The organism is Amycolatopsis xylanica, from assembly GCF_900107045.1.
GTDB lineage: Bacteria > Actinomycetota > Actinomycetes > Mycobacteriales > Pseudonocardiaceae > Amycolatopsis > Amycolatopsis xylanica.
Genome location: NZ_FNON01000002.1, coordinates 202,087 through 225,754 on the forward strand (window position 1 = coordinate 202,087; position 23,668 = coordinate 225,754).

26 protein-coding genes and 1 riboswitch are annotated in these 23,668 nt (G+C 69.3%); of the genes, 11 read left to right on the forward strand and 15 right to left on the reverse strand.

Features of this window, described 5'->3' with window-relative positions; genetic code table 11:
- Window positions 1-66: 66 nt before the first annotated feature.
- Window positions 67-693 carry a LytR C-terminal domain-containing protein gene (locus BLV57_RS08630; RefSeq protein WP_091288126.1) on the reverse strand — a complete coding sequence of 209 codons (627 nt, stop codon included), beginning with the start codon at window positions 691-693 and terminating at the stop codon, window positions 67-69.
- Window positions 690-1,001: a DUF3263 domain-containing protein gene (locus tag BLV57_RS08635; protein WP_091288127.1), complete on the reverse strand. Its 312-nt coding sequence runs from the start codon at window positions 999-1,001 to the stop codon at window positions 690-692. The genes BLV57_RS08630 and BLV57_RS08635 overlap by 4 nt, the downstream gene beginning before the upstream one ends.
- A 139-nt stretch (window positions 1,002-1,140) precedes the next feature.
- On the opposite strand from BLV57_RS08635, the gene BLV57_RS08640 reads away from it, so the two are divergent.
- Window positions 1,141-1,716, forward strand: a complete 576-nt coding sequence (locus BLV57_RS08640) for a peptide deformylase (RefSeq protein WP_091288128.1) — start codon at window positions 1,141-1,143, stop codon at window positions 1,714-1,716.
- A gap of 299 nt (window positions 1,717-2,015) precedes the next feature.
- On the opposite strand, the gene BLV57_RS08645 is transcribed toward BLV57_RS08640, so the two are convergent.
- Window positions 2,016-4,184, reverse strand: a complete 2,169-nt coding sequence (locus BLV57_RS08645; protein WP_091288129.1) for a glycoside hydrolase family 15 protein — start codon at window positions 4,182-4,184, stop codon at window positions 2,016-2,018.
- Window positions 4,185-4,360: 176 nt separating this feature from the next.
- On the opposite strand from BLV57_RS08645, the gene BLV57_RS08650 reads away from it, so the two are divergent.
- On the forward strand, window positions 4,361-5,284 hold the full coding sequence (locus BLV57_RS08650) for a S1C family serine protease (protein ID WP_091288130.1): 924 nt from the start codon (window positions 4,361-4,363) through the stop codon (window positions 5,282-5,284).
- Here the strand turns inward: BLV57_RS08650 and BLV57_RS08655 are convergent.
- Window positions 5,281-5,850 (reverse strand): Uma2 family endonuclease, encoded by a 570-nt coding sequence (locus BLV57_RS08655; protein ID WP_091288131.1) that lies wholly within the window; start codon window positions 5,848-5,850, stop codon window positions 5,281-5,283. The two genes, BLV57_RS08650 and BLV57_RS08655, sit on opposite strands and share 4 nt — an antisense overlap.
- 266 nt (window positions 5,851-6,116) lie before the next feature.
- Between BLV57_RS08655 and thiC the strand changes: the two genes are divergently transcribed.
- Entirely contained in the window at window positions 6,117-7,757 is a 1,641-nt protein-coding gene (gene thiC / locus BLV57_RS08660) for a phosphomethylpyrimidine synthase ThiC (protein ID WP_176968547.1), read from the forward strand.
- On the forward strand, window positions 7,754-8,566 hold the full coding sequence (thiD, locus tag BLV57_RS08665; RefSeq protein WP_091288132.1) for a bifunctional hydroxymethylpyrimidine kinase/phosphomethylpyrimidine kinase: 813 nt from the start codon (window positions 7,754-7,756) through the stop codon (window positions 8,564-8,566). The genes thiC and thiD (BLV57_RS08665) overlap by 4 nt, the downstream gene beginning before the upstream one ends.
- 66 nt (window positions 8,567-8,632) lie before the next feature.
- Here thiD (BLV57_RS08665) and BLV57_RS08670 read toward each other — a convergent pair whose 3' ends face one another.
- Entirely contained in the window at window positions 8,633-9,022 is a 390-nt protein-coding gene (locus BLV57_RS08670) for a winged helix-turn-helix transcriptional regulator (protein ID WP_091288133.1), read from the reverse strand.
- A 94-nt stretch (window positions 9,023-9,116) separates the two neighbouring features.
- Between BLV57_RS08670 and BLV57_RS08675 the strand changes: the two genes are divergently transcribed.
- Entirely contained in the window at window positions 9,117-10,022 is a 906-nt protein-coding gene (locus BLV57_RS08675) for an NADP-dependent oxidoreductase (RefSeq protein WP_091288134.1), read from the forward strand.
- A gap of 56 nt (window positions 10,023-10,078) precedes the next feature.
- Here BLV57_RS08675 and BLV57_RS08680 read toward each other — a convergent pair whose 3' ends face one another.
- Window positions 10,079-11,089, reverse strand: a complete 1,011-nt coding sequence (locus BLV57_RS08680) for a phosphatidylinositol-specific phospholipase C domain-containing protein (protein WP_091288135.1) — start codon at window positions 11,087-11,089, stop codon at window positions 10,079-10,081.
- A 115-nt stretch (window positions 11,090-11,204) separates the two neighbouring features.
- Here BLV57_RS08680 and thiD (BLV57_RS08685) point away from each other — a divergent pair, with 115 nt between their 5' ends.
- The gene (gene thiD, locus BLV57_RS08685) at window positions 11,205-12,014 is read left to right on the forward strand and encodes a bifunctional hydroxymethylpyrimidine kinase/phosphomethylpyrimidine kinase (protein ID WP_091288136.1); all 810 of its coding nucleotides are present in this window, start codon (window positions 11,205-11,207) and stop codon (window positions 12,012-12,014) included.
- 14 nt (window positions 12,015-12,028) lie between these two features.
- Window positions 12,029-12,829, forward strand: a complete 801-nt coding sequence (locus BLV57_RS08690) for an ion transporter (protein ID WP_425425970.1) — start codon at window positions 12,029-12,031, stop codon at window positions 12,827-12,829.
- 16 nt (window positions 12,830-12,845) lie between these two features.
- On the opposite strand, the gene BLV57_RS08695 is transcribed toward BLV57_RS08690, so the two are convergent.
- From BLV57_RS08695 to thiO, 5 genes are all read right to left on the reverse strand, one after another.
- A complete protein-coding gene (locus BLV57_RS08695; protein WP_091288138.1) occupies window positions 12,846-13,268 on the reverse strand; it encodes a nuclear transport factor 2 family protein in 423 nt (140 codons plus the stop codon).
- Between the two features lie 33 nt (window positions 13,269-13,301).
- Entirely contained in the window at window positions 13,302-13,733 is a 432-nt protein-coding gene (locus BLV57_RS08700; RefSeq protein ID WP_091288139.1) for a MarR family winged helix-turn-helix transcriptional regulator, read from the reverse strand.
- Between the two features lie 103 nt (window positions 13,734-13,836).
- Window positions 13,837-14,595, reverse strand: coding sequence for a thiazole synthase (thiG, locus tag BLV57_RS08705; RefSeq protein ID WP_091288140.1), 759 nt, complete (start codon window positions 14,593-14,595; stop codon window positions 13,837-13,839).
- On the reverse strand, window positions 14,588-14,788 hold the full coding sequence (gene thiS / locus BLV57_RS08710) for a sulfur carrier protein ThiS (RefSeq protein WP_091288141.1): 201 nt from the start codon (window positions 14,786-14,788) through the stop codon (window positions 14,588-14,590). The genes thiG and thiS overlap by 8 nt, the downstream gene beginning before the upstream one ends.
- Window positions 14,788-15,840: a glycine oxidase ThiO gene (thiO, locus tag BLV57_RS08715; RefSeq protein ID WP_091288142.1), complete on the reverse strand. Its 1,053-nt coding sequence runs from the start codon at window positions 15,838-15,840 to the stop codon at window positions 14,788-14,790. Before thiO ends, thiS begins: the two co-directional genes overlap by 1 nt.
- Window positions 15,830-15,937, reverse strand: a riboswitch (TPP riboswitch). Its footprint overlaps the gene before it by 11 nt.
- 30 nt (window positions 15,938-15,967) lie before the next feature.
- Between thiO and thiE the strand changes: the two genes are divergently transcribed.
- Window positions 15,968-16,612 carry a thiamine phosphate synthase gene (gene thiE, locus BLV57_RS08720; protein WP_091288143.1) on the forward strand — a complete coding sequence of 215 codons (645 nt, stop codon included), beginning with the start codon at window positions 15,968-15,970 and terminating at the stop codon, window positions 16,610-16,612.
- Window positions 16,613-16,669: 57 nt separating this feature from the next.
- On the opposite strand, the gene BLV57_RS43190 is transcribed toward thiE, so the two are convergent.
- Window positions 16,670-17,326, reverse strand: coding sequence for a hypothetical protein (locus BLV57_RS43190; RefSeq protein WP_176968548.1), 657 nt, complete (start codon window positions 17,324-17,326; stop codon window positions 16,670-16,672).
- Window positions 17,327-17,474: 148 nt separating this feature from the next.
- On the opposite strand from BLV57_RS43190, the gene BLV57_RS08730 reads away from it, so the two are divergent.
- Window positions 17,475-18,422: a threonine ammonia-lyase gene (locus BLV57_RS08730; protein WP_091288145.1), complete on the forward strand. Its 948-nt coding sequence runs from the start codon at window positions 17,475-17,477 to the stop codon at window positions 18,420-18,422.
- Here the strand turns inward: BLV57_RS08730 and BLV57_RS08735 are convergent.
- Window positions 18,419-19,834 carry an MFS transporter gene (locus BLV57_RS08735; protein ID WP_245757301.1) on the reverse strand — a complete coding sequence of 472 codons (1,416 nt, stop codon included), beginning with the start codon at window positions 19,832-19,834 and terminating at the stop codon, window positions 18,419-18,421. The genes BLV57_RS08730 and BLV57_RS08735 overlap by 4 nt on opposite strands.
- Before the next feature lie 80 nt (window positions 19,835-19,914).
- Window positions 19,915-20,673, reverse strand: coding sequence for a GntR family transcriptional regulator (locus tag BLV57_RS08740; RefSeq protein WP_091288147.1), 759 nt, complete (start codon window positions 20,671-20,673; stop codon window positions 19,915-19,917).
- Window positions 20,674-20,824: 151 nt separating this feature from the next.
- Between BLV57_RS08740 and BLV57_RS08745 the strand changes: the two genes are divergently transcribed.
- Together BLV57_RS08745 and BLV57_RS08750 are read left to right on the forward strand one after the other, a co-directional pair.
- Window positions 20,825-21,874: an SIS domain-containing protein gene (locus BLV57_RS08745; RefSeq protein WP_091288148.1), complete on the forward strand. Its 1,050-nt coding sequence runs from the start codon at window positions 20,825-20,827 to the stop codon at window positions 21,872-21,874.
- Complete coding sequence (locus BLV57_RS08750; protein WP_091288149.1) at window positions 21,874-22,827, forward strand: N-acetylglucosamine kinase; 954 nt, start codon at window positions 21,874-21,876, stop codon at window positions 22,825-22,827. The genes BLV57_RS08745 and BLV57_RS08750 overlap by 1 nt, the downstream gene beginning before the upstream one ends.
- Window positions 22,828-22,954: 127 nt before the next feature.
- On the opposite strand, the gene BLV57_RS08755 is transcribed toward BLV57_RS08750, so the two are convergent.
- On the reverse strand, window positions 22,955-23,602 hold the full coding sequence (locus BLV57_RS08755) for a DUF3159 domain-containing protein (RefSeq protein WP_091288150.1): 648 nt from the start codon (window positions 23,600-23,602) through the stop codon (window positions 22,955-22,957).
- Window positions 23,603-23,668 lie beyond the last annotated feature (66 nt).

Here is a 23,668-nt window from a genome sequence, read left to right on the forward strand (position 1 = left end):
GGGATAAAGCGGGCTTTACTCCGCGTCGCGCTTCGCGCTCACGGAGTAAAGCCCGCTTTATCCGGCCTACTTGCCTTTGGCGGTCTGGTAGTTGTTCGTGACGATCACGATGACGCCGGGCGAGGACTGCTGGATGCCCTCGAACCGTGCCTCGGCACGCATGCCGAACTCGGCGGCGAGCGCCTTCGCGGCCTGCTCCTCGTCGGTGCCAGGGCGGTAGTACGCCGTGGTCGCCGGGATGATGCCGGACGAGTAGTTGCTGACCTCGGCGACGTTCCAGCCGGAGGCCTTGAAGTCCTCGGCGGCGCGGGCGGCGAGGCCGTGGATCGTGCTGTTGTTGTAGACGCGCACGGTCACCCACTTCGCGACCTGCTGCGGACCGCCGGGCTGGCCGCCAGGGGTCGGCTGGACACCGCCGGGCGCCGTGCTCGCCGGCGCGCTGGGCGAAGTCGACGGCGAAGGCGACGCGGAGGACGACGGCGGCGCGGACGAGGCCGGTGCCGACGAAGAAGGCGCGGGCGAACTGGACGCGGGCGGCGGCGGGTTCGACGACTGCGACGGCTGGGCCGTGTCGTTCGATTCACCACCCGTCAGCGCGGTCACGCCGCCGATCACGCCCGCGATCACCGCGAGGCCGATCAGCGCCAGCCCGGCCGCCTTCAACGGCCGGGAGAGCCCGGAGAACACACTCATGGCAGTTCAATCCCCAGTCGCCGTGCCGACCTGGTGCGCTGACGCGCGGCACGCATCTTGCGCAGGCGTTTGACCAGCATCGGGTCCGCCTGCAGTGCTTCCTGCTTTTCGAGCAGCTGGTTCAAGACCTGGTAGTACCGCGTCGGCGAGAGCCCGAATTTCTCCCGGATCGCCTGTTCCTTCGCGCCCGCGTACCTGAACCACTGGCGTTCGAAGGCGAGTACCTCGACCTCGCGCGGTGAGAGACCCTCGATGGGCTCGGCCTGGCCCTCGCCGGACGAATCGGCGAGCGACTCCGCGGCGTCCATCTGACTCCTCGCAATCAGGTCCGGCGAATCCCACGATTGTCATTCCGCGGGCGCCATTGAACCACGGATCCAGGGTCCGACGTGGGGATCAACCCCGGCGCGTCATGGTCTATCACGACGGTCTGACAAAATTGCCGCCGTGACCGTCCATGCCATCCGAATCGCCGGCGACCCCGTGCTGCACAACCCGACTCGGGAGATCACCGAGTTCGACGACGCGCTGCGCACGCTCACCGAAGACATGTTCGAGACGATGTACGCCGCCGAGGGCGTCGGGCTCGCGGCCAATCAGATCGGCCTCGACCTGCGCGTGTTCGTCTACGACTGCCCTGACGACGAGGGCACCCGCCACAAGGGCGTCGTGGTGAACCCGAAGCTGGAGACCTCGGAGATCCCCGAGACCATGCCCGACCCGGACAACGACTGGGAGGGCTGCCTCTCCGCGCCCGGCGAGTCGTTCCCGACGGGCCGCGCGACCTGGGCGAAGGTGACCGGCCAGGACGTCGAGGGCAACCAGATCGAGGTCGAGGGCACCGGCTTCTTCGCGCGCTGCCTGCAGCACGAGACCGATCACCTGGACGGGTACATCTACCTGGACCGCCTGGTCGGCCGCCACGCCCGCGAGGCCAAGCGCATGATCAAGTCCAACAAGTGGGGCGTCCCCGGCAACTCCTGGCTCCCCCCGCGCGAGCCCTCCGCCGACGACGAAGACTGACCCACCCTCGTGAGTGGCACGGCCGGTTAGAACCGGCCGTACCACTCACGACCCCGGCATGTGGTCGTGCCGATTGGCGTGTCGTCCATCCGCGTACGCGTGTCGTCCATCTGTGCACGGGTGCCGTCCATCTGCGTACGCCAGCCGAAGCCGCCGTCGCTCGGCCAGGCACCGCTTGGTCACCAACGCGCGTGCATGAACGGACGACACGCGTACCTGGATGGACGACACGGCACCCCGGGTCGAGGTGGTCGTGCGCGTTGCGGGCGGTTCTAACCGCCCGCAACGCGCACGAGCCCTTAACAGCCCAGGAAGTGGCAGCGCACGACGCGCGGCTGCTCGATCACGGACCCGGCCTGCACCGCCCACGCGAGGCGGAGGTACTGCGCGTGCGTCCAGGCCAGCGGGGTCGCCGACGCGGTCGGCGTGCCCGGCGGGAAGCCGGTCTGGCCTGACGGCGCGTTCTGGTCCCAGACCTGCTCGGGCATGGTGTCGCCCGAGCTGCTCACGCGGCCGAGGTCGCGCAAACGTTTGGCCGCCGTCGCCCGATCGCCGTTGACCAGGTCGTACTCGCCACGCTCACCCGCGAGCAGCGGCCACAGCCTGCCGAACGTCGTCCGGCTTTCCGCCGGGTACGTGTAGTCCCACGGCTTGCCGTCGGCCTGCTCGCCGTAGCCGTCGAGCGAGTAGCGGTGCCAGAACTGCCCGGTCGGCGTGGTGAAGGCGATGTCCTTGTCGGTCACCTTGATGCTGTTGACGATGACCGGGTCGTCGGCTCGGTAGATGCCGAGGCGCACCAGGTCGAGGAACCCGGCGTCCGTGACCTCACGCTGGTCCTTCGTGAGGCTCGAGTTGCCCAGGTTGTACTTGGTGCCGTTGTTGGCGTTGCCGTCCTTGGTCAGCCGGACGAAGTACGGGTCCTTCGACAGCGGCCCGTTGGTGGTGATCGTCTGCTTGGCGAGGTCGGCCTTGAACTTGTCCGCCGCCGCCAGGTAGCGCGCCGCGTCGGCGGCGGCGCCGTTGGCCTTCGCGATGTCGGCCGCGCAGACCAGACCGGCGATCACCGAAGCGATGGTCGAGGGCGACCAGCCGTCCTGTTCCTCCCAGCGCTCCTGCTGCGAGTACGGCGAAGGCTGTCCCTTCTCACCCTTGTAGCCGAGGATGAAGTCGGCCGCCTTGCGCACACCCGCCCAGGTCTTCGCGTCCTTCTTGCCGAGCTGCTGCGCGAGCACGATCGGGAACGCGGTCTCGTCGAGCTGGATGGACGTCCAGTACGGGGTTCCGTTGACGTGCGAGTTCTGCGGCAGGTGCCCGTCGGGCCGCTGCTGCGTGCCGAACATGTAGTCCACCGCGCGCTCGGCGGCGCGCCGGTCGCCCGCGGCGAGCATGCCGGTGGCGATTTGGTACAGGTCGCGCGGCCACACCAGGTGATACGTGCCCGACGGCGACCATTCGGGGTCGTTGTTGCCGAAACGCCAAGGCATGCTCGGCGACGCGATGAACGCGCCGGGGTGCAGCTTGTCCTCGCTCGCGGCGAGCATCAGCACCGAAGCCTCGTAAAGATCGCGCTCCTGCTTGGTCTTCAGCGAGTCGGGCGCGCCCTTCACGCTGCGCAGGTATCCGCGCCAGCCCCATTCGTTCGACCGGGCCACCGCCTCGAACGTCGCGCGCTGCGACAGGCGCGCGGTGTCCAGCGCGGCGGCGGTGTTCGCGCCGAGGCCGATGGCGAGGTCGACGTGCTTCGAGCGCAGACCGTCCACTGTGGTCTGACCGGTGACCACGACATTGCCCTTGGCCGCGCTCGGGTAGTCGACGAGCTTGCCCGTCTTGGTCAGCTGCGTCCTGCCGTCGGACACGCCCGCGTAGCCGGCGCTCTTGTGCGTGAAGGCGGGCTTGGCGGTCAGCGCGGCGCCGGTCTTCGCGTCACCGGCGACGACCGCGTCGCCGATGACGTTCGCCGAGTCGTCCGAGCCGTCGTTGGTCAGGTCCGGGTCCATGACCGCGTAGAGCTGGAACGGCTTGCCGGTCAGCGACTGGAAGTCGGTGCTGACGAGCACGGTCGCGCGTGCCGGGTCGGTCACGTAGGTCTTCTTGAGCTTCCAGCGGTGCTGGTCGTCGGTGATCGTCTGCTCGTAGGTGAGCCCGTCGGTCCGGCGGACCTGCTGGGACTTGGCGTCGGAGTCGACCGTGGCGGTGCTGCCGTCGCTGACGACGAAATTGAGCGAACGGATCGCCGGCGTCGACAGGTCCGGGTAGTAGACCTCGGACAGCTGGCCGGCATGCAGCGTGAACCAGACATTGCCAGCCTGGGAGCGGGCCGTCCCGAAGCCGGTCTTGTTGGCCGGGAGCCAGCTCGGATGCGTGCCGGGTGCGCCCGGCGCGTCCGCGCTCGGCGCCGCGGCAGCCGACGCCGGGATCAGCCCGGTGACCAGCAGGCCGGCCAGCGCCGGGTACAGGAATTTGCGCATATCAACCCCAAAGAGGATCACTTCTGCACCGTTACAGAAGCGGCGAATGAGTCTGCCTCAGATCACCTGCCCGAGACAGGGCCGAATGGCGGGTTCACCTAGAGCGAACACATCCCGTTGATCTTTCACGGGGGTGCACACTCGTATCAGCTGCAACGGTGTAATCGAGGTGAGTGATGGACTCCGAAGCGATGGACGCCTACTCGGTCGCCGTGAGCACGGTCGCCAGGATCGTCACCCCGCACGTCGCCAGCGTCGAACTCGCGCGCGGCAGCGGCTCGGCCGTGGTGTTCACCGGCGAGGGCCACCTGCTGACCAACGCGCACGTCGTCGGCTCGCATCGGCGCGGCTTCGCGACGTACGCGGACGGCACCGAAGCCGCCTTCGACGTCGTCGGCGCGGACCCGCTCTCGGACCTGGCCGTGCTGCGCGCCGCGGAAGCGCCACCCGCGGCCGTGCTCGGCGACGCGGACAAGCTCGTCGTCGGCCAGCTCGTCGTCGCCGTCGGCAGCCCGCTGGGCTTCACCGGCTCGGTGACCGCGGGCGTCGTGAGCGCGCTCGGCCGTGCGTTGCCGGTCCGAGTGCGGGGGCCGCAGCGCAGTACTGGGCGCGTGATCGAGGACGTCATCCAGACCGACGCCGCGCTCAACCCCGGCAACTCCGGCGGCGCGCTCGCGGATTCGGCGGGCCGGGTCGTCGGCGTCAACACCGCGGTCGCCGGGATCGGGCTCGGCCTGGCCGTCCCGATCAACGCGACCACCCGCCGGATCATCGACACCCTGCTCGTCGAAGGCCGGGTGCGCCGCGCCTACCTCGGCGTGGTCGGCGTCCCGGCGCCGCTGCCCGACGACGTCGCCGAGCGCACCGGCCAGCGCGCCGGGCTCCGCGTGCGCGAGGTGGTCGCGGACGGGCCCGCCGCACGCGCGGGCCTGCGCGCGGGCGATCTCGTGCTCACCGTCGGCCGCGAACGCGTCTCGGACGCGCAGGGAATCCAGCGGCAGCTGTTCGCCGAAGTGATCGGCACGGCGCTGCCCATCACGGTGCTGCGCAACGGCGCGATGGTCGACGTCTACGCCAAACCGGTGGAACTCGTCGGCTAGCGGAAGTCGTTCGTGTCGAGTTTCAGGTTGATGGGCTCGGGAAGCTCGATCCGGCTGCCGAAGAGCGCGGCCATGATCTCCCGGTAGTGCCCGTCCGCCGGGTCGGAGAACACGGTGACCAGCGGCCCGTGCTCGTCGAAGCGATCGATCATCAAGTACACCGGGATCGACGCCTCGGCGTACGCCCGGAGTTTCTCCACGCGATCCACGCGGGCATTGCTCGGCGAGACGATCTCCACGACCAGCTTGGCACTGCTCGCGGGCACCGGGTCCAGGTCGGCACGCGTCAGCGCCTCGACGGGCATGACCACGAGATCCGGCACGTAGAGCCTGCGCAGGCCGACCACCGAGATGCCCAGCGTCTGATAGACACCCCACTCCCGCGGGACGGCGCCCAGCAACGCCCGATGCACCACACCCGCGATCAGGTTGTGGTCGACACCGGGCGGCGGCACCATCGTGATCCCTCCCTCACAGACCTCGGCGTGCCAGCCCTCCGGTATGTCGGCCTCCTGCCACGAGCGCAGCAGCGCGTTCCACCCTTCGTTCCTGGCAACGGTGCTCATTGAGTTCACCTCCTTCACTCGCCACTTCGAGGCTACCTCGCGGCACCGACAAAACCTGGATTCGCGGTGTCCATGGACCCACTCAAGTGACACTGACCAGGCGGGGTTGAGTACTCGGGGCGGGCATGGCATGGTCGGGGTACAACCAAACACCGCGGGAGCTCGCGCCATGGCGGGCTGAGAGGGCGGCTGGTGTCTTTCCAGGGACCCGGCGCCGCCGACCGCATGAACCTGACCGGGTAATGCCGGCGTAGGGAGTGAACGTCTTGACGACGCTAGATGATGCCGCCGTTCAGCCGACCGTGACCACCGGGCCGATCTCGGGCTCGCACAAGGTTTATCACCCGACCGAATCGGGCCTGCGGGTCCCGGCGCGGCGGATCGAGCTGACCAATGGTGACCACTTCGACGTCTACGACACCTCCGGCCCGTACACCGACGACGACGCGACCATCGACGTCCACAATGGACTTCACCGGCTGCGAGCAGGCTGGGCGGACGGGCGGGAGCACAAAACCCAGCTGGGCTGGGCGAAAGCGGGGGTGATCACCCGCGAGATGGAGTACATCGCCGCGCGTGAGCGGTGCTCTCCGGAGTTCGTGCGCGACGAGGTCGCGCGCGGGCGGGCGGTGATCCCGGCGAACCGGTGCCACCCGGAGAGCGAGCCGATGATCATCGGCAAGAACTTCCTGGTGAAGATCAACGCCAACATGGGCAACTCGGCCGTCTGGTCCTCTGTGGAGGAAGAGGTCGACAAGATGGTGTGGGCCACCCGCTGGGGCGCCGACACGATCATGGACCTGTCCACCGGCAAGCGGATCCACGAAACCCGTGAGTGGATCATCCGCAACTCGCCGGTCCCGGTCGGCACCGTGCCGATCTACCAGGCGCTGGAAAAGGTCGACGGTGAGCCGGAAAAGCTGACCTGGGAGATCTACCGCGACACCATCATCGAGCAGTGCGAGCAGGGCGTCGACTACGTCACCGTGCACGCCGGCGTGCTGCTGCGTTACATCCCGCTGACCGCCAAGCGGGTCACCGGGATCGTCAGCCGCGGTGGCTCGATCATGGCGGCGTGGTGCCTCGCGCACCACAAGGAGTCCTTCCTGTACACCAATTTCGTCGAACTGTGCGAGATTCTGCGCGAGTACGACGTGACGTTCTCACTCGGCGACGGGCTGCGCCCCGGCTCGATCGCGGACGCCAACGACCGCGCGCAGTTCGCGGAGCTGGAGACGCTCGGCGAGCTGACGCACATCGCGCGTGAGCACGACGTGCAGGTGATGATCGAGGGCCCCGGCCACGTGCCGATGCACAAGATCAAGGAGAACGTCGAGCTCGAGGAGAAGCTCACCGGCGAGGCGCCGTTCTACACGCTCGGCCCGCTCGCGACGGACATCGCGCCCGGCTACGACCACATCACCTCGGCCATCGGCGCCGCGCAGATCGGCTGGTACGGCACGGCGATGCTGTGCTACGTCACGCCGAAGGAGCACCTCGGCCTGCCGAACCGCGATGACGTCAAGACCGGCGTGATCACCTACAAGATCGCGGCGCACGCGGCCGACCTCGCCAAGGGGCACCCGCACGCGCAGGAATGGGACGACGAGCTTTCCAAGGCCCGCTTCGAATTCCGCTGGCACGACCAGTTCAACCTCTCGCTCGACCCGGACACCGCGCGCTCGTTCCACGACGAGACACTGCCGGTCGAAGCGGCGAAGACCGCGCACTTCTGCTCGATGTGCGGGCCGAAGTTCTGCTCGATGCGCATCACCCAGGACGTCCGCAAGTACGCCGAGGAACACGGACTGTCCACAGTGGAAGCGATCGAAGCCGGCATGGCCGAGAAGTCGGAGGAGTTCAGCGAACACGGCAACAAGGTCTACCTGCCCGTAGTGGGCCAGTGACACCGAGGACCGCCCTCACCATCGCCGGATCGGACTCCGGCGGTGGTGCGGGCATCCAGGCCGACCTGCGCACGTTCTTCGCGTGCGGGGTGCACGGACTCGTGTCGCTCACGGCGGTCACCGTGCAGAACTCGTTGGGCGTGCAGGGTTTCACGGAGATCCCGGCCGACGTCGTGACCGCGCAGATCAAGGCGGTGGCGACCGACATGGGCGTCGACGCGGCCAAGACCGGCATGCTGGCGACGGCCGAGATCATCCGCGCGGTGGCGAAAACGCTCGACGAGGTCCACATCGGACAGCGCACGGGCGTGCCGTTCGTGGTCGACCCGGTCGCCGCGTCGATGACCGGCCACGCCCTCCTGCGCGAGGAGGCGTTGGATGCCATCCGGACCGAGCTGTTCCCACGCGCGACCTTGGTGACGCCGAATCTCGACGAGGTGCGGCTGCTCACCGGGATCTCCGTGACGGACCCGGTTTCGCAGCGCGCGGCGGCCGAAGCGTTGCTGGGCTTCGGATCGGCGTGGGTGCTCGTCAAGGGCGGGCATATGGAGAACGCCGCCGATTGCGTCGATCTGCTTTCCGATGGGCGCGAGTTCATCGAGTTGAGCGGACCGCGTTACGACACCGAGAACACGCACGGCGGCGGTGACACGCTCGCGTCGGCGATCACCGCCTCGCTGGCGAAGGGCGCGGACGTGCCGGCGGCGGTGAGCGAGGGCAAGCGGTTCATCGAGCGGTGCGTGGCCGAGTCTTACGCGCTGGGCAAGGGAGTTGGGCCGGTCTCGCCGTTCTGGCGGCTCAAAGACTGACCGCGAGGGCCGGGATTTAGCGGGCTTTATCCCGGGAAAAGCGCCCGGGATAAAGCCCGCTAAATCTCACGACACAGGTTCGACGACGCGGGAGTCGAAGGTTTCGCGTGCCTCTCGGATGCGGCTGAAGTTGGCCTGTGACCAGGTGCTCAGCGCGACGAGGTGCCGGGAGACGTCCGTGCCGAGGTCGGTCAGCGCGTACTCGACGGTCGGCGGGGTCGTCGGGTAGACCGTGCGCGTGATCAGGCCGTCGCGCTCCAGCGCGCGCAGGTTCTGGGTGAGCATCTTCTGGCTGATGCCCTCGACCGCGCGGCGCAGCTCGCCGAAGCGGTGCGGGCGCCGCCGGAGCGCTCCGAGCATCAGCGCCGTCCACTTGTTCGCCAGCAGGTCGAGCACGTCCCGGCACGGGCAGTTCTTCAGATAAACGTCCCAGTGCTGGTCAGAGGTAGTTTCCATTAGGTACCTACTTTACGAGGAAGTGCCTTCTAGCGAAAAGTGCCTACCTGCCCGAGCATAGGTCATGCCAGCGAGAACGAACAGGAGCAGACCGATGCGAGTGGTGACCCAGCAGGAGTTCGGCGGACCCGAAGTGCTGCGTGTGATCGAGACCGACCGGCCGGCGCCCGGCCCGACCGAGGTGCTCGTGCGGGTGCACGCCGCCGGGATCAACCCGGTCGACTGGAAGACGCGGGCACACGAGGTCTTCATGGGTGAGCCGCCCTACACGGTGGGCTGGGACGTCTCCGGCGTCGTCGAGGAACTCGGGTTCGGCGCCACCGGCGTCGACGTCGGCGACGAGGTGCTCGGCATGCCGCTGTTCCCCCGGCAGGCCGCGGCGTACGCGGACTACGTGGTCGCGCCGTCACGCCACTTCGTCCGCAAGCCGAAGGGCCTGTCACACGCCGAGGCCGCCGGGCTCCCGCTCGCCGGGCTGACCGCGTGGCAGGCGCTGGTCGACGTCGCGAACGTCCAGCCGGGACAGCGGGTGCTCGTCGACGGCGCGGCGGGCGGCGTCGGCCATCTCGCCGTGCAGATCGCGAAGGCCCGCGGCGCGTACGTGCTCGGCACCGCCAGCGCGCCGAAGCACGAGTTCCTGCGCTCGCTCGGCGTCGACGAGCCGGTCGACTACCGGGACCCGAACGCCACCGTGACCGGCCTCGACGTGCTGGCCGCGACGGTCGGCGAGGAGAGCACGTCCCGCTGGCTGCCCGCCGTGCGCCACGGCGGGATCGTGGTGACCGTGGCGGCGAGCCAGATCGACGCGCCGGGCGTGCGGCACCGCCAGGTGCTGGTCGAGCCCGACCAGATCGGTCTCACCGGCCTGGTCGAGCTCATCGGCAAGGGACAGCTCAAGGTGCACGTGGAGCAGACGTTCCCGCTCGAAGAAGCGGGCAAGGCACACGAACTCGGCGAAGCTGGCCGGGTGACCGGCAAGCTCGTGCTCACCGTCGCCTGAGGGTCGTGAGTGTTCCGGCCGGTTAGAACCGGCCGGAACACTCACGACCCCTGCGGCTATCCGCGAGGCACGACCAGCGGGAGCACCGTGGTCAGGCCCACCCAGTCCGAAGTGATCATCGAGGCGTGCGCCTTGGCGAGATCGGTGAGGCGCTGGGTGGCCTGTTCCGGGGTCGGATTGCGCGAGTCGATGGCGGGCGCGACGTTGTGCGCGTCGGTCATCACCACGAAGTAGTGGTTGGCGTCGTACCACCACGGGCCGGTGTTGGTGAGCCACGCGTTCGCGTCGCCGTCGAAGAACACGAACCAAGGCTTGAGAGCCGCCTCGTACTTGTCACGCGGATCGCCGCCGACAGCGCCGTGCACGGTCGGGAAGACCTGCGCGTCGCCGAGCCTGCCCGCGTTCTTCAGGCCGACCAGGTACCGCGCGTACTCGACGTCGGTCTTGAGCGTGTCCGTCGGGTTACCCTCCTCGACCGTGCCGGGGATGATCTCGATGAACACCTTGCCCTGCAACGAACTCCGCGTCGGCCAGTTGTCCGCCTTGGCCGCCTCGTCGAGCGTGGCGTAGCCGCCGAGCAGGTCGGCCGGGCGGAAGACGTGCCCGCCGAGGTGCCCACGGATGGACGCGTCGAGCTCGTCGGGGCCGCGGCCGCCGTTGTCCGAGAAGCCGGTCTTCATCTCCAGCTTGAGCAGGATCGGGCCCTTGCCGGGATGCGCGTCGAGCCAGATCCGGATGTCGTCGAGGCAGTACTCGAGGTTCTTGTTCTTGCCGCCGGTGTAGAGCTGCGACGCCGAGGTGGCCGCGACGCAGTTGTTGCCGTTGCCCAGCGGGTTGGAGTGGCTGACCTTCCATTCCTTGGTGATGATGTTCGGCCAGACGTCCAGCTCGATCAGCGACGTGCCGTTGTCGAGCGAGCGGGCGAGGTAGTCGTAGGCGGCCGTGTCGTAGGTGTTGTGCACCCCGACCGTGGTGCTGCCGGAGACCTTCGCGGGGTCGGCCTGTGCCGTGCCCGTCATCACGGCGAACAGCATTCCCGCCGCCAGCGCTGCCGAGGAGAATCGCATCCTGATCCCTTCACGGAGCCTTGAAAGAATTTCGCGTTCTCACACTGTGCCAACATGGTGGCGGCCACGTGAAGGGGAAATGGCCGGATGGACTAGACCAGAAGTCGGGAGACCCATGAAGACCGCGCTCACCATCGCAGGCTCGGACTCGGGCGGGGCGGCAGGCCTGCAGGCGGACCTGCGCACCTTCCTGACCTGCGGGGTGCACGGTCTCGTCGCCGTCACCGCGGTGACCGTGCAGAACACGCTCGGCGTGCACGACCGCGCCGACCTGCCGCCGCACATCGTCGCCGGGCAGATCGAGGCGGTGGCCGCCGATATGGGTGTCAACGCGGCCAAGACCGGCATGCTCGCGTCGGCGGAGATCATCCGGGCGGTCGCCGAGGCCTGCGACAAGGCGGGCATCGGCCGCGACTTCAAGACCCCGTTCGTCGTCGACCCGGTCGCCGCGTCGATGCACGGCACCCCGCTGTTCGACGACGACGGCCTCGCCGCGCTGCGCGACGAGCTGCTGCCGCGCGCGACCGTGCTCACGCCGAACCTCGACGAGGTGCGGCTGCTGACCGGCATGGAGGTCACCACGCGCGACCAGATGCACCAGGCCGCGTTCGTGCTCCAGCGGCTGGGCCCGCGCTACGTGCTGGTCAAGGGCGGCCATCTGAAGGGCGATCCGGAGTGCATGGACCTGCTCTTCGACGGCTCCACGTTCGTCGAGCTCGAAGGGCCGCGCTTCGACACCCCGCACACGCACGGCGCGGGCGACACCATGGCGTCCGCGCTGACGGCCGGGCTGTCCAGGGGGATGCCGGTGGTCGAGGCGGCGCGCTTCGCCAAGGCGTTCGTCAGCAAGGCGGTCGAAAACGCCTATCCCATGGGCGAAAAGGTCGGTCCCGTCTCCGCGTTCTGGCGGCTCGCGCCCGAATAGTTACGATGCTCGGCGTGTTCAAGCCAGTACAGGTAGCGAAGTTCGTCGAAGACCGCCGGTTCCAGAACTTCATCATCTCCGTGATCATCTTCAACGCCATCACGCTGGCGATGGAGACCTCGACCAATCTGCTGGCCGCGTACGGCCCGGTGCTCCACGCGCTCGACCACATCGCGCTCGGCATCTTCGTCGCCGAGCTGCTCGCGAAGTTCTACGCCTACCGCGCGAAGTTCTTCAGCGACTCGTGGAACGTGTTCGACCTGATCATCATCGGGATCGCGGTGATACCGGCGACCGGGCCGTTCGCGGTGCTGCGGGCGCTGCGCGTGCTCCGGGTGCTGCGGCTGATCTCGGTCGTGCCGTCGATGCGCAAGGTCGTTTCGGGCCTGCTGACCGCGATCCCGGGGATGGCGTCGATCGCGGCGCTGCTGGGGCTGATCATCTTCGTCGCGGGCGTGATGGCGACCAAGCTGTTCGGCGTGATCTCGCCGGAGAACTTCGGCGACCTGGGCACCTCGCTGTTCACGCTGTTCCAGGTGATGACCGGCGAGGCGTGGCCGGACATCGCGAAGAGCATCATGGTGCAGGCGCCGATGGCGTGGCTGTTCTTCGTGATCTACATCCTGGTGTCGAGCTTCGCGGTGCTGAACCTGTTCATCGCCGTGGTGGTGAGCGGGATGGAGGACGAGCTGCGGCAGGACATCCGCGAGGAGGAGGCCAAGCAGTCGGAGATGCTGGCCGCCGCCAACGCGGAGATCCTCGCCGAGCTGCGCGCACTGCGCGCCGAAATCGCCGCCATGAAGCAAAACGCCTGACGGGATAAAGCCCGCTTTATCCCAGCCTCGGGGGCTCGCCGGACGTCCAGATAACGCGCATGGCCGTCTTGCTGACCCGCCAGCCTTCCGGCGTGCGCACGAGGTCGTTGTCGAAGGTGCCGCCGACGGTGAACGCCTCGGGCCGGTCCTTGTGGACGTGGGTCATGATCGTGTTGCCGCGCACGCGCGCCTTGTCGTCGCCGTCGAAGTCGATGACGTAATTCGACCCGACATGCTGCGTCCGCTCGAACCGCCCGATCGCCTCCCGCGTGTTCGCGAGCACCTCGTCGTGGCCGACGGCGGTGTAGACGGGAGCCTCGCTGCGCACGTCTTCGGTGTACTGCGAGCGCACCCAGTCCTCACCGACCGTGCCGTCGTCCAGCGCGAGGAAGAAACGGTCGATCAGCTCGGTGATCTCAATGCGGTCTTCGATTCTCATGCCCCCAGCATCGAACCTCGACCATGCTTGAGGTCAAATGTCGTCGGTGAGCAGCGCTTCCAACGCGGGCAACGCCGTCTGCAGCGCCTCGCGATGCTCAGGGCTGAGCCGCTCGATGCGCCGGTTCAGCTCCTGCACGCGCGTCGACTGGACGCCGCTGACGAGGTTCGCGCCCTCCTCGGTCGCCGTCGCGAGCCAGGCGCGGCGGTCGATCGGGTCGGGCTCGCGGCTGACGTAGCCTGCCTCCACCAGCGCGGCCACTATCCGCGACATGGTCGCCGCCGCGACACCCTCCTTGGCCGCGAGGTCACCGAGGCGCAGCTGCCCCGAGTTGACCAGCGTGGCGAGCGCCGAGATGGCGCCGTGCCCTGGGCCGGGTGCCCCGGCCTGCCGTAGCGACCGGGACAACCTGCCCACCGCGAGGAACAATCTGCCCGAAACATCCTGGGCCGATGACGTGGTCACCGCTGGCTCCTTCTACCCGAACAGGCCGGTCGCGGTCGCGTACCGGAAATGCCGTCCACGATACGGGCAGAGGCTGCTTACTCCGCGTTAAGGGCGTCTTGGCCTAGCGTGGCGGGCTCGAAGCGTGCGCCCAGAAGCGCTGCGGGATGCGTCCGGCGCCCCGCGCGAGGCGTCCCGCTACGACAGCCGACCGCATCGCGTAGGCCATACGCTCGGGATCTGTCGCCCGGGTGACCGCAGTTGACAACAAAACCGCGTCACAACCGAGTTCCATGGCAAGTGTGGCGTCCGACGCCGTGCCGATGCCCGCGTCGAGAATCACCGGAACGGACGCACGGGAGACGATCAGCTCGATGTTGTGCGGGTTGCGGATGCCGAGCCCGGTGCCGATCGGCGCGCCCAGCGGCATGACGGCGGCGCAGCCCGCCTGCTCGAGCCGCAGCGCGAGCACCGGGTCGTCGTTGGTGTACACGAACACGGTGAACCCGTCGGCGGCCAATTGTTCGGCCGCCTCAAGGGTTTCCAGCGGATCGGGGAGCAACGTCCGGTCGTCGGCGTGCACTTCCAGCTTGATCAGATCGGTCTCGCACGCCTCGCGCGCGAGCTGCGCGGTGAGCACGGCCTCGGCGGCGGTCCGGCAGCCCGCGGTGTTGGGCAGCAGCTGGATTCCCAAGCGCCGCAACAGATCCAGCACGCCTGAGCCGCCCTCGGCGTCCGCGCGCCGCATGGCGACCGTGGTCAGCTCGGTGCCGGACGCGACGAGCGCGCGCTCGAGCACGGCGAGGTTGCCAGCGCCGCCGGTGCCGATGATGAGCCGTGAGTCGAACTTGTGCTCGCCGACGACGAGGAGATCTTCAGCCACCTTGCACCGCCGTGAGGATGTCGAGGGTGGCGCCCTTGGGCACCTCGGCCGTTTCCCAGTCGCCACGCCGGACGACCTCGCCGTCGAGCGCGACGGCGATGCCGCGCTCGGGGGTGCCGAGCGCCGCCAGCAGCTGCGCGACCGTGGAGCCGTCGGGGACGTCCCGCCAGCTGCCGTTGACCTGTACCTGCATCAAACTCGCTCCCTGGGATTCGCGGCGATGACTTCGTCCGGCACCGGCTCGCCCGCGAGCAGCGCGACGATCGCGTCGGCGGTGATCGGGGCGAGCAGCAGGCCGTTGCGGTGATGACCGGTCGCGGCGTAGACGCCGCCTGCCAGCTCGCCGATGTACGGCATCGTGTCCACGCTGGCCGCGCGCAGCCCGGCTGCGGTCTCGACCAGCTCGTACTCGGCGATGCCCGGGAAAACGCGTTCGGCGCCTTCGAGCAGCTCGCGGACGCCTTTCGCGGTGACCGCCGTGTCGAAACCGGCTTCGTACTGCGTCGCGCCGAGCACGAGTTCGCCTTCTTCGCGCGGGACAAGGTAGATCGGCTTGCCCTCGACGACCGCGCGGACCGTGCGTTTCGGCGGCGGGAGGCAGCCGCGGCGTGGTTTCAGGCGGAGTATCTCGCCTTTGAGCGGCCGGACGCCGTCGAGCAGCGGGTGCAGCCGCGAACTCCACGCGCCCGCGGCGATGACGACCTCACCCTCCGGCAGCTCGGCGAGTTCCTTGTGCACGAACTTGACCCCGCGTTTGCGCGCCGCCTTCTCCAGCGCTTGCAGCAGCTTTCGGTTGTCCACCGCCAAATCGCCGGGCACGAGCAGTCCACTTCGGACCGCTCCGGACAACCCCGGCTCCGCCTTGCGCGCCTCGCGCCCGGTGACCGGCTCGACCTCACGCCCGAGCGACTTCAGGTACTCGGCGAGGATTTCGAGGTGCCCGGCGTCCGCGCTGTCGAGCGCGACGACCATGGTGCCCGCGTCGGACAGCCCCGGATCGAAGCCCTCTTCGGCGAGTTCGCGCGCGAAGCCCGGCCAGCGTCGCAGCGACTCTTCGCCGATCCGCAGCACCGCTTCCTCACCCGGCCATGCCTCGGTGACGGGCGCGAGCATGCCACCCGCGAGCCAGGACGCGCCCCGGCCGGGACTCGGATCGAAAACGGTGACCTTCCGTCCTCGCACGGCGGCACGCCACGCGACGGACAAGCCGATGACCCCGCCACCGACCACACTCAACCTGCTCATGCACGCTCCCTGCGCCGGCATTATCCGGATCAGGTTCCACGGTCGGAGCCTCTTCGACTCCCTCTCAGCCTCGACAGAGGCTCCCGTGCGGACCACTCCACCGTAGCGCGCGGGTACCGTCGCCGCCATGCCTGGGCTCAACGGTGAACAGATCCGGAAACGACTCGACGACGCGCGCCTGTACCTCTGCACGGCCTCGCGCCCCGACCTCGCCTCCTTCGTCGACGCGGCGCTCGCGGGCGGCGTCGACATCGTGCAGCTGCGCGACAAGTCGCTGGAGGCCCGCGAGGAGCTGGCCGCGCTGGAGATCATCGCCGAGGCCTGCGCCCGGCATGGCGCGCTGCTCTCGGTGAACGACCGCGCCGACATCGCGCTGGCCGCGGGCGCGGACGTGCTGCACCTCGGCCAGGACGACCTCCCGGTCCCCGCGGCCCGCCGCATCCTCGGCGACGACGTGGTCATCGGCCGCTCGACGCACTCGGTCGCGCAGGCGTCGGCCGCGGCCTCGGAAGACGGCTCGGACTACTTCTGCACCGGCCCGTGCTGGCCGACCCCGACCAAGCCGGGCCGTCCCGCACCCGGCCTCGACCTGGTGCGCGCCACGGCCGCCTCAGCCCCGGCCCGCCCCTGGTTCGCGATCGGCGGCATCGACCTCGACCGCCTGCCCGAGGTGCTGGCCGCCGGAGCCACCCGCGTGGTGGTCGTCCGCGCGATCACCGAGGCCTCGGACCCCGAGTTCGCCGCCCGAGCCCTCAAAACGCACCTGGTGTGACACCGAGGGTCGTGAGTGTTCCGGCCGGTTCTAACCGGCTAAAACACTCACGACCTCTCAGGGCGTGGGCGTCGAGGACGGCGCGCTGGGCGTGGTCGCCGGCGAGCTGGACGAGGGCGAACTCGACGTCGTCGGCGGCGGGCTCGAGGACGTGGTCGGCGGGGGCGGGGTCGTCGTGCTCGGCGGAGCCGTCACCGTGGTCGTGACCGGGGTCGACGGCGGCGTGCTGGGCGTCTCGGTGTGCTTGTCCTCGCCGGGCTTGGCACGGTCACCGCCGACGATCTTGCCGATCGTCGTGCCATTGCCCCCACCGAAGGTCTTACCGGTCGCACCCTCGACCCCGGTGATCGCCACCAGCGCCACCACGAACGCGATCGCGCTCACGCCCAGGATCAGCGGCAACCGCCGCCGCCACGCGGGTTTCTCCGAAACTGCCGAATCCGGCGGCGAGAATTGGACCGTCTCCTGGTCGGAAACGTTGGAAACGTCCGAGGGTGCCCTGAATCTCGTCGCCGCCAATTGCCGGGTGCGGTCCAATGAGCGCAGGTAGATCTCGCCACCCACGGTCGTTACGACACTCGCGAGCGCCGCCCCCACGACCGTCCCCGCGACTCCCAGCGTCGACCCCAAAAACGCCGCGGTCACCGCCGCCAGCGCCGCTGCCAGTACCTGCACGAGCTTCGTGCCCTGCTTCTCCGTCTTCTCCTCTGCCATGATCCCGATCCGTCGATTCAAAAAGACTTCACCCGTTCCAACGCTTAAGGCGCGCGAGGCACTCCCGGCGTTGGCCTGCCGTGAGCAGAACCACTAGCGACTGTCCACAATGGACCCGGAACGAACGATTCCTTGACATACTCGGCGCATGAACCTGGTGACGATCGACGAAATCCACGCCGCGGCCAAGCGGGTCGCCGGGGTTGCCCTGCGCACCCCGCTGCTCCCGCAGCTGTGGGCCAGCCCGGCGAAGCTGTGGCTCAAGCCCGAGAACCTGCAGCAAATCGGCGCGTTCAAGGTCAGGGGCGCGTACAACGCGATCGCCGCGCTCGACGAGAAGACCCGCGAAAAAGGTGTCGTCGCGTATTCGAGTGGTAACCACGCGCAAGCGGTCGCGTTCGCGGCCAAGCAGTTCGGGGTGCCCGCGGTGATCGTCGTCCCCGACGTGACGCCGCGGATCAAGGTCGAGGCGACCGCGTCGCACGGCGCCGAGGTCGTCGAGGTGCCGATCGGCCAGCGCGAGTCGGCCGCGCACGCCATCGCCGAGGAGCGCGGGCTGACGCTGATCCCGCCGTTCGACCACCGCAACGTGATCGCCGGCCAGGGCACCGCGGGCCTGGAGATCGCCGAGGACCTGCCCGACGTCGAGGTCGTGCTCATCCCGATCAGCGGCGGCGGGCTCGCGTCCGGCATCGGCACCGCGATCAGGGCGCTCGCCCCGAACGCGAAGATCTTCGGCGTCGAGCCCGAGCTCGCCGCGGACACCGCCGAGGGCCTCAAGGCCGGGCACCGCGTCGACTGGCCGGTCGAGAAGCGGGCACGCACCATCGCCGACGGCCTGCGCTCGCAGCCGTCGGAGCTCACCTTCGCGCACCTTCAGGTGGTGCTCGACGGCATGCTGACCGTCACCGAGGAGGAGATCCGCGAAGCCGTGCGCGTGCTGGCCAGGCGTGCGGGCCTGATCGCGGAGCCGAGCGGCGCCGTGTCGACGGCCGCGTTCCTGTTCCACGCCGACCAGCTCCCCGACGGCAAGACGGTCGCCGTGGTCTCCGGCGGCAACCTCGACCCGTCGGCGCTGGGGGAACTGCTCGGCTAAGCGTGTGAGGCCCGGACGTGGGTCGGCGGACCGTCGACCCCGCAATGCAGGCACTCGCCGGGATGGGGGGTCTCGGCGGGTTCCGGCGGCGCGGACAGCACGCCGTTGTGGATGCCCAGCGCGGTCAGCCCGCCGGCGATGGCCAGCACCGCGCAGACGAGCAGCGCCCGCTGCCAGCCCGCGGTGAGCGCGGCGGGATCCGAATAGGACTGCCCGCTCAGCCCGGCGACGGCGGGCAGCACGGCGACCGCGAGCAGGCCGCCGGTGCGCGCGATCGCGTTGTTGACGCCGGACGCCACGCCCGCGAAGCGATCCGGCGCGGCGGCGAGCACGGTCGCGGTCACCGGCGCCACCACGGCGGCGAGGCCGAGTCCGAACACCACGACCGCGGGCAGCACCGCGCCCACATAGGACGCTCCGGGCGTGATCCGCATCATCAAGAGCATGCCGACGCCGACCAGGATAGGGCCGGCCACCAGTTGCAGGCGCGGGCCGATCCGCGCGGCCAGCGCGCCCGAGCGGCCGGACAGCGCGAGCATGATCAGCGTGATCGGCAGCCCGGCGATCCCCGCCGCGGTCGGCGAGAAGCCGAGCGAGACCTGCAGCTGCATGACCATCAGCATGAACACGCCGCCGAGCGCGGCGTAGACGACGAACGTCAGCACGTTGGCGAGGGTGAACGTCCGGTCGCGGAACAGCTGCGGCGGCACCAGCGGGTCGGCCGAGCGGTGCTGCAGCCAGACGAACGCGGCCAGCCCGGCCACGCCCGCTGCCGCCGAGACGAGCACGACCCCGTCACCGATGCCGCGCACCGGGGCTTCGACCAGCGCGCCGGTCAGCCCGGCGAGGCCGACCGCGCCGAGCGCGGCCGCGGTGAAGTCCGGATGCCCGGTGCTCTGCTCGTCATGCGACTCGGGGACGTACTTGCGCGCGAGCACCACGCAGACGATCGCGAGCGGCAGGTTGATCAGGAACGCCAGCCGCCACGACCACAGCTGCACGAGCGCGCCGCCGAGCAGCGGCCCGGCCGCGGCCGCGATCCCGCCGAGCCCCGACCACGCGCCGATCGCGCGCGCCCGGTCTTCCCGTGCGAACGACGATTGCAGGATCGCGAGCGAGCCGGGCGTCAGCAGCGCGCCGCCGATGCCCTGCAGCACCCGCGTCGCGACGAGCATCTCGGTGGAAACAGCAGCACCGCACAACACCGAAGCGACACCGAACCAAACAACACCGACAACGAACATGCGCCGTCGGCCATATCTGTCGCCGAGTGATCCGGCGACGAGGATCAGCGCCGCCAGCGCGAGCAGATAACCGTCGAGAATCCATTGCAGACCGGCGACGGACGCGTGTAATTCTTCACCCATTCGAGGGAGGGCGACGTTGACGATCGTCCCGTCCAGCATGGCCATCCCCGAGCCGAGGATGGTCGTCGCGAGCACGCCGCGCGCGACCGGAGTACCCCATTTGATTCCCGCGGGGACGGGTCCGGTCACGGCTTACGCAGCGTCGTAACGAATTTATACCGATCTCCGCGGTAGATCGACCGGACGTACTCCACCGGCTTGCCGTCGACACCGAAACTGTGCCGCGAAAGCAGCAGCATCGGCATGCCGACATCGGCGCCGAGCAGCTCCGCTTCCTGCGGTCCGGCGAGTGCCGTCTCGATCGTTTCCTCGGCGCGTTCCATCTCGACGCCGTAGTGCTCGCGCAGCACCGCATACAGCGATCCACCTGCGGAAACGTGTTTGCGCAAACCACGGAAACGGGCCATCGGAAGGTGCGTGGTCTCCAACGCCATCGGCTCCGCGTCGGCGAGCCGGAGCCGCCGAAGGCGAAGGATTTTCGCGCCGACGCGGATGCCCAGCAGCTTCGCCAGGTCGGCTTCGACCGGCATTTCGTCAATGTCCAACAACTTCGACGACGGTTCGCGGCCCTGCGCGCGCATGTCCTCTGTGTACGAAGACAGCTGCAGCCGCTGCGCGAGCTTCGGCTCGGCGGCGAAGGTCCCCTTGCCCTGCACGCGATGCAGCCTGCCCTCGGCCGTCAGATCGGCCAGCGCCTGGCGCACGGTGGTGCGCGAAACCGTGAATTCCCCTGCCAGCGCCCGCTCCGTGGGGATCGGAGCCCCAGGTGGCAGTGCGTCAAGGAGATCAAGAAGGTGCTGCTTGAGTGCCCAGTATTTGGGCTCCCGCTGCCCCCTCATGCCCGACGGCGAAGCGGCCGCCTCTCCACTCGATGTCTCCAACATGTCCGACTCCTCAAGCTTTCCCACAGACCGCGCGACTACCCCGCTAGGAAACGTACTCTTCACCAGTGAAGGCCCGCCCGTGCTAGCGCGTTCCCGGGTACGATTACAGCTAGCATTGGTCTAGACCTTAGCGAAAGGTGACAGAACCAAGATGACCGTTTCCCAACCAGTGGCAGGCGAGCACATGGCCGCCGAGATCGACGAGCAGCCGAGTGTGCTCGCCGGTCTCGTCGAACGCCAGTCGGAGTTCGCCGAGGTGGCCGACGCCATCTCGAAGCGTCCGCCACGCTTCGCGCTGCTCGCCGCGCGTGGTTCCAGCGACCACGCGGCGATCTACGCGAAGTACCTGATCGAGGTACTCCTCGGCCTGCCGGTCGGCTTGGTCTCGCCGTCCACGGCGACCATCTACGGCGCCCGCCCCGACCTGCGCGACGTGCTGTTCGTGACGGTCAGCCAGAGTGGCGGCTCGCCCGACCTGATCGAGGCGACCGAGGTCGCCAGGCAGCAGGGCGCGCTGACCGTCTCGGTGAGCAACACCCCGTCGTCGCCGCTCGCGGCGGCCGCGGAGCTGTCCGTCGACATCGGCGCGGGCGTCGAGCACGCCGTCGCGGCGACGAAGACCTACTCGGCGACGCTGATGTCGCTGTACCTGCTGATCGACGCGATCCGCGGCGGCAAGGCCGAGGACGCCAAGTCCATCGGCGAGCTCGCCAGGCAAGCGCTCGACGGCTCCGGTGAGGGCGTGGGACGCGCGGTGGACCGCTACCGGTTCGTCGACCGCATCCTGACGACCGCGCGGGGCTACTCCTACCCGACCGCGCTCGAGGCGTCGCTGAAGCTGGCCGAGACCAGCTACCTCGCCGCACGCGCGTACAGCGGCGCCGACCTGCTGCACGGCCCGGTGGCCGCGGTCAACGGCGACACCGCGGTGCTCGCGGTGACCAGCAAGGGGCATGGCAGCGAGGCCATGCGTGAGGTGCTCGAAGCCGTCAGCTCGCGGGGCGCCGACGTGCTCGCGGTCGGTTCCGCGGCCAAGGACGTCAAGTCCGCGCTCGGCATCGGCGTGCCGGAGACCGTCGAGGAACTCGCGCCGGTGCTCGAGATCCTGCCGATCCAGCGGATCGCGCTCGGCCTCTCGCTCGCCCGTGGCGGTGACCCCGACCGGCCGACCGGCCTGTTGAAGGTGACCAAGACGCGCTGATGTCCACGGGTCATGTCGTCGGCGTTGACGCAGGCGGTACCTCGACCCGAGCAGTGGCAGCCGACGCCGCCGGCTGTGTGCTCGGGACCGGGCGGAGCGGGGGCGCGAACCCCAACTCCCATCCGCCGGAGGAAGCCGCCGCCCATATCGCCGAAGCGATCACCGCCGCGCTCGCCGGGCTGGACCCGGCGCGTACCCGCGCGTGCGTGGTCGGCATGGCCGGAGTGAGCAAGCTGACCGATCCCGCCATCGCGGCCGTGTTCACGCGGACGTGGGAGCGGCTCGGCATCGGCGTGCGGGTGGTCAGCGACGCGGAGGCCGCGTTCGCCTCGGCCACCGCCGAGCCGGACGGGACCGTGCTGATCGCGGGCACCGGCTCGATCGCCGGCCGGGTCCGCGGGCGGAAGATGGTCTCGACCGCGGGCGGCTGGGGCTGGCTGCTCGGCGACGAAGGCTCCGCCTACTGGATCGGCCGCGAGGCCGTTCGCTCCACTTTGGATGTTCTCGCGCGCGGGCACCGGGTGACCGGACTGGCCGCCGCGGTGCTCACCGAGGCTCTCGGAGTGTCCGAACTGGACGCCACCACGGACCGTCTCGCCCTTTCGCGCCGCCTCATCACCGGGGTCAACGCCGAGCCGCCGATCCGGCTGGCCAGGTTCGCCCCGTTGGTCAGCGCCGCGCACGACGACGGCGAACTGGCCGCGCTGGAGATCGTCGCGCGCGCCGCCGAGCTGCTCGTGGCGAACGCGCTGGCGGCGCGGGAACCGGACGAGCGCACCCCGGTCGTGCTGGTGGGCAGTGTGCTCGGCGCCGGAAGCCCGGTCGGGGTGCTGGTGCGCACCTCACTGCGAGAGCTCGACGTCCTGACGAGCACCGATGGCGTGCTCGGCGCCACGTGGCTGGCCGCCGTCGACGCGTTCGGCGAGGACGCGCCCCGCCCGGTACATCGTTAGAAAGCCCAGTTCGCGGGGCGAAATCGCAAATCCGCTGAAGTTGAGAAGCAAAACGTCGCACGAACCGACCAAGAACGGGTACCGTAGGACTCGGCCCCCGGACCCTCCCCCCTCGCCGGGGGCCGCCTTAACTCTCCGGTTCGTTCTGAACCACCCGAAGCCCCGGATGATCTTCCGGCAGCGCTCGGTACAGCACCCAGCCGCTCGCCGCGACCGTGAGCGCCACCAGCGGCCAGGAGAGCACCGTCTGCGCGACCCCGAGCGCGACCACCTGCCCGCTCCACCACAGCGCCCCGTACACCGCCACGCGCAGGGTGTACTGCAGGAACACCCACACCCAGCTCGCCCGCGAGTAGGCACGCAGCAGCACAGGATCTTTACGCCACTTGGTCTTCTGGCCGAGCACGAGCCCGACGACCACGCCCAGCAGCGGCCAGCGGATGACGATGCTCGCCGCCCACAGCAGCCCGCTGGCCACATTGGACAGCAGCCGGATGAGGAAGAAGTCCTCCGCCCGCCCGGTGTGCACCACGATCAGCGCGGCCGCGACGACCATCGCCAGGCTCACCACCACCGCGCGCGCCTTGCCGCCGCGGGCGAGCCGGAACGCGCCGAGCAGCACCGCGACCCCGATCGCGGCGCCGGCGCCCCAGGGAATCGATTGCCCCGCGGCGAGCCAGCCGACGACGAACGCCGCGGGCGGGACGCTGGCGTCGATGGCGCCCTGGCGGCCGCCGAGTATCTCCGCGAGCGACTCCCGAGTTTTGTCGGTCACGCTGGCTAGCCTGCCCTAAGTCGGGAAGAAAGTCCGCATGCGGGGAGACGTTGCCCACACGAGGTG

Bases quoted from the DNA above. Each gene is read 5' to 3' on its own strand.
- BLV57_RS08630 (WP_091288126.1), bottom strand. From the start codon at position 693: ATGAGTGTGTTCTCCGGGCTCTCCCGGCCGTTGAAGGCGGCCGGGCTG.
- BLV57_RS08635 (WP_091288127.1), bottom strand. From the start codon at position 1,001: ATGGACGCCGCGGAGTCGCTCGCCGATTCGTCCGGCGAGGGCCAGGCC.
- BLV57_RS08645 (WP_091288129.1), bottom strand. From the start codon at position 4,184: ATGCGCAAATTCCTGTACCCGGCGCTGGCCGGCCTGCTGGTCACCGGG.
- BLV57_RS08650 (WP_091288130.1), top strand. From the start codon at position 4,361: ATGGACTCCGAAGCGATGGACGCCTACTCGGTCGCCGTGAGCACGGTC.
- BLV57_RS08655 (WP_091288131.1), bottom strand. From the start codon at position 5,850: ATGAGCACCGTTGCCAGGAACGAAGGGTGGAACGCGCTGCTGCGCTCG.
- BLV57_RS08670 (WP_091288133.1), bottom strand. From the start codon at position 9,022: ATGGAAACTACCTCTGACCAGCACTGGGACGTTTATCTGAAGAACTGC.
- BLV57_RS08675 (WP_091288134.1), top strand. From the start codon at position 9,117: ATGCGAGTGGTGACCCAGCAGGAGTTCGGCGGACCCGAAGTGCTGCGT.
- BLV57_RS08680 (WP_091288135.1), bottom strand. From the start codon at position 11,089: ATGCGATTCTCCTCGGCAGCGCTGGCGGCGGGAATGCTGTTCGCCGTG.
- thiD (WP_091288136.1), top strand. From the start codon at position 11,205: ATGAAGACCGCGCTCACCATCGCAGGCTCGGACTCGGGCGGGGCGGCA.
- BLV57_RS08695 (WP_091288138.1), bottom strand. From the start codon at position 13,268: ATGAGAATCGAAGACCGCATTGAGATCACCGAGCTGATCGACCGTTTC.
- thiS (WP_091288141.1), bottom strand. From the start codon at position 14,788: ATGCAGGTACAGGTCAACGGCAGCTGGCGGGACGTCCCCGACGGCTCC.
- thiO (WP_091288142.1), bottom strand. From the start codon at position 15,840: ATGAGCAGGTTGAGTGTGGTCGGTGGCGGGGTCATCGGCTTGTCCGTC.
- thiE (WP_091288143.1), top strand. From the start codon at position 15,968: ATGCCTGGGCTCAACGGTGAACAGATCCGGAAACGACTCGACGACGCG.
- BLV57_RS43190 (WP_176968548.1), bottom strand. From the start codon at position 17,326: ATGGCAGAGGAGAAGACGGAGAAGCAGGGCACGAAGCTCGTGCAGGTA.
- BLV57_RS08730 (WP_091288145.1), top strand. From the start codon at position 17,475: ATGAACCTGGTGACGATCGACGAAATCCACGCCGCGGCCAAGCGGGTC.
- BLV57_RS08735 (WP_245757301.1), bottom strand. From the start codon at position 19,834: ATGGCCATGCTGGACGGGACGATCGTCAACGTCGCCCTCCCTCGAATG.
- BLV57_RS08740 (WP_091288147.1), bottom strand. From the start codon at position 20,673: ATGTTGGAGACATCGAGTGGAGAGGCGGCCGCTTCGCCGTCGGGCATG.
- BLV57_RS08745 (WP_091288148.1), top strand. From the start codon at position 20,825: ATGACCGTTTCCCAACCAGTGGCAGGCGAGCACATGGCCGCCGAGATC.
- BLV57_RS08750 (WP_091288149.1), top strand. From the start codon at position 21,874: ATGTCCACGGGTCATGTCGTCGGCGTTGACGCAGGCGGTACCTCGACC.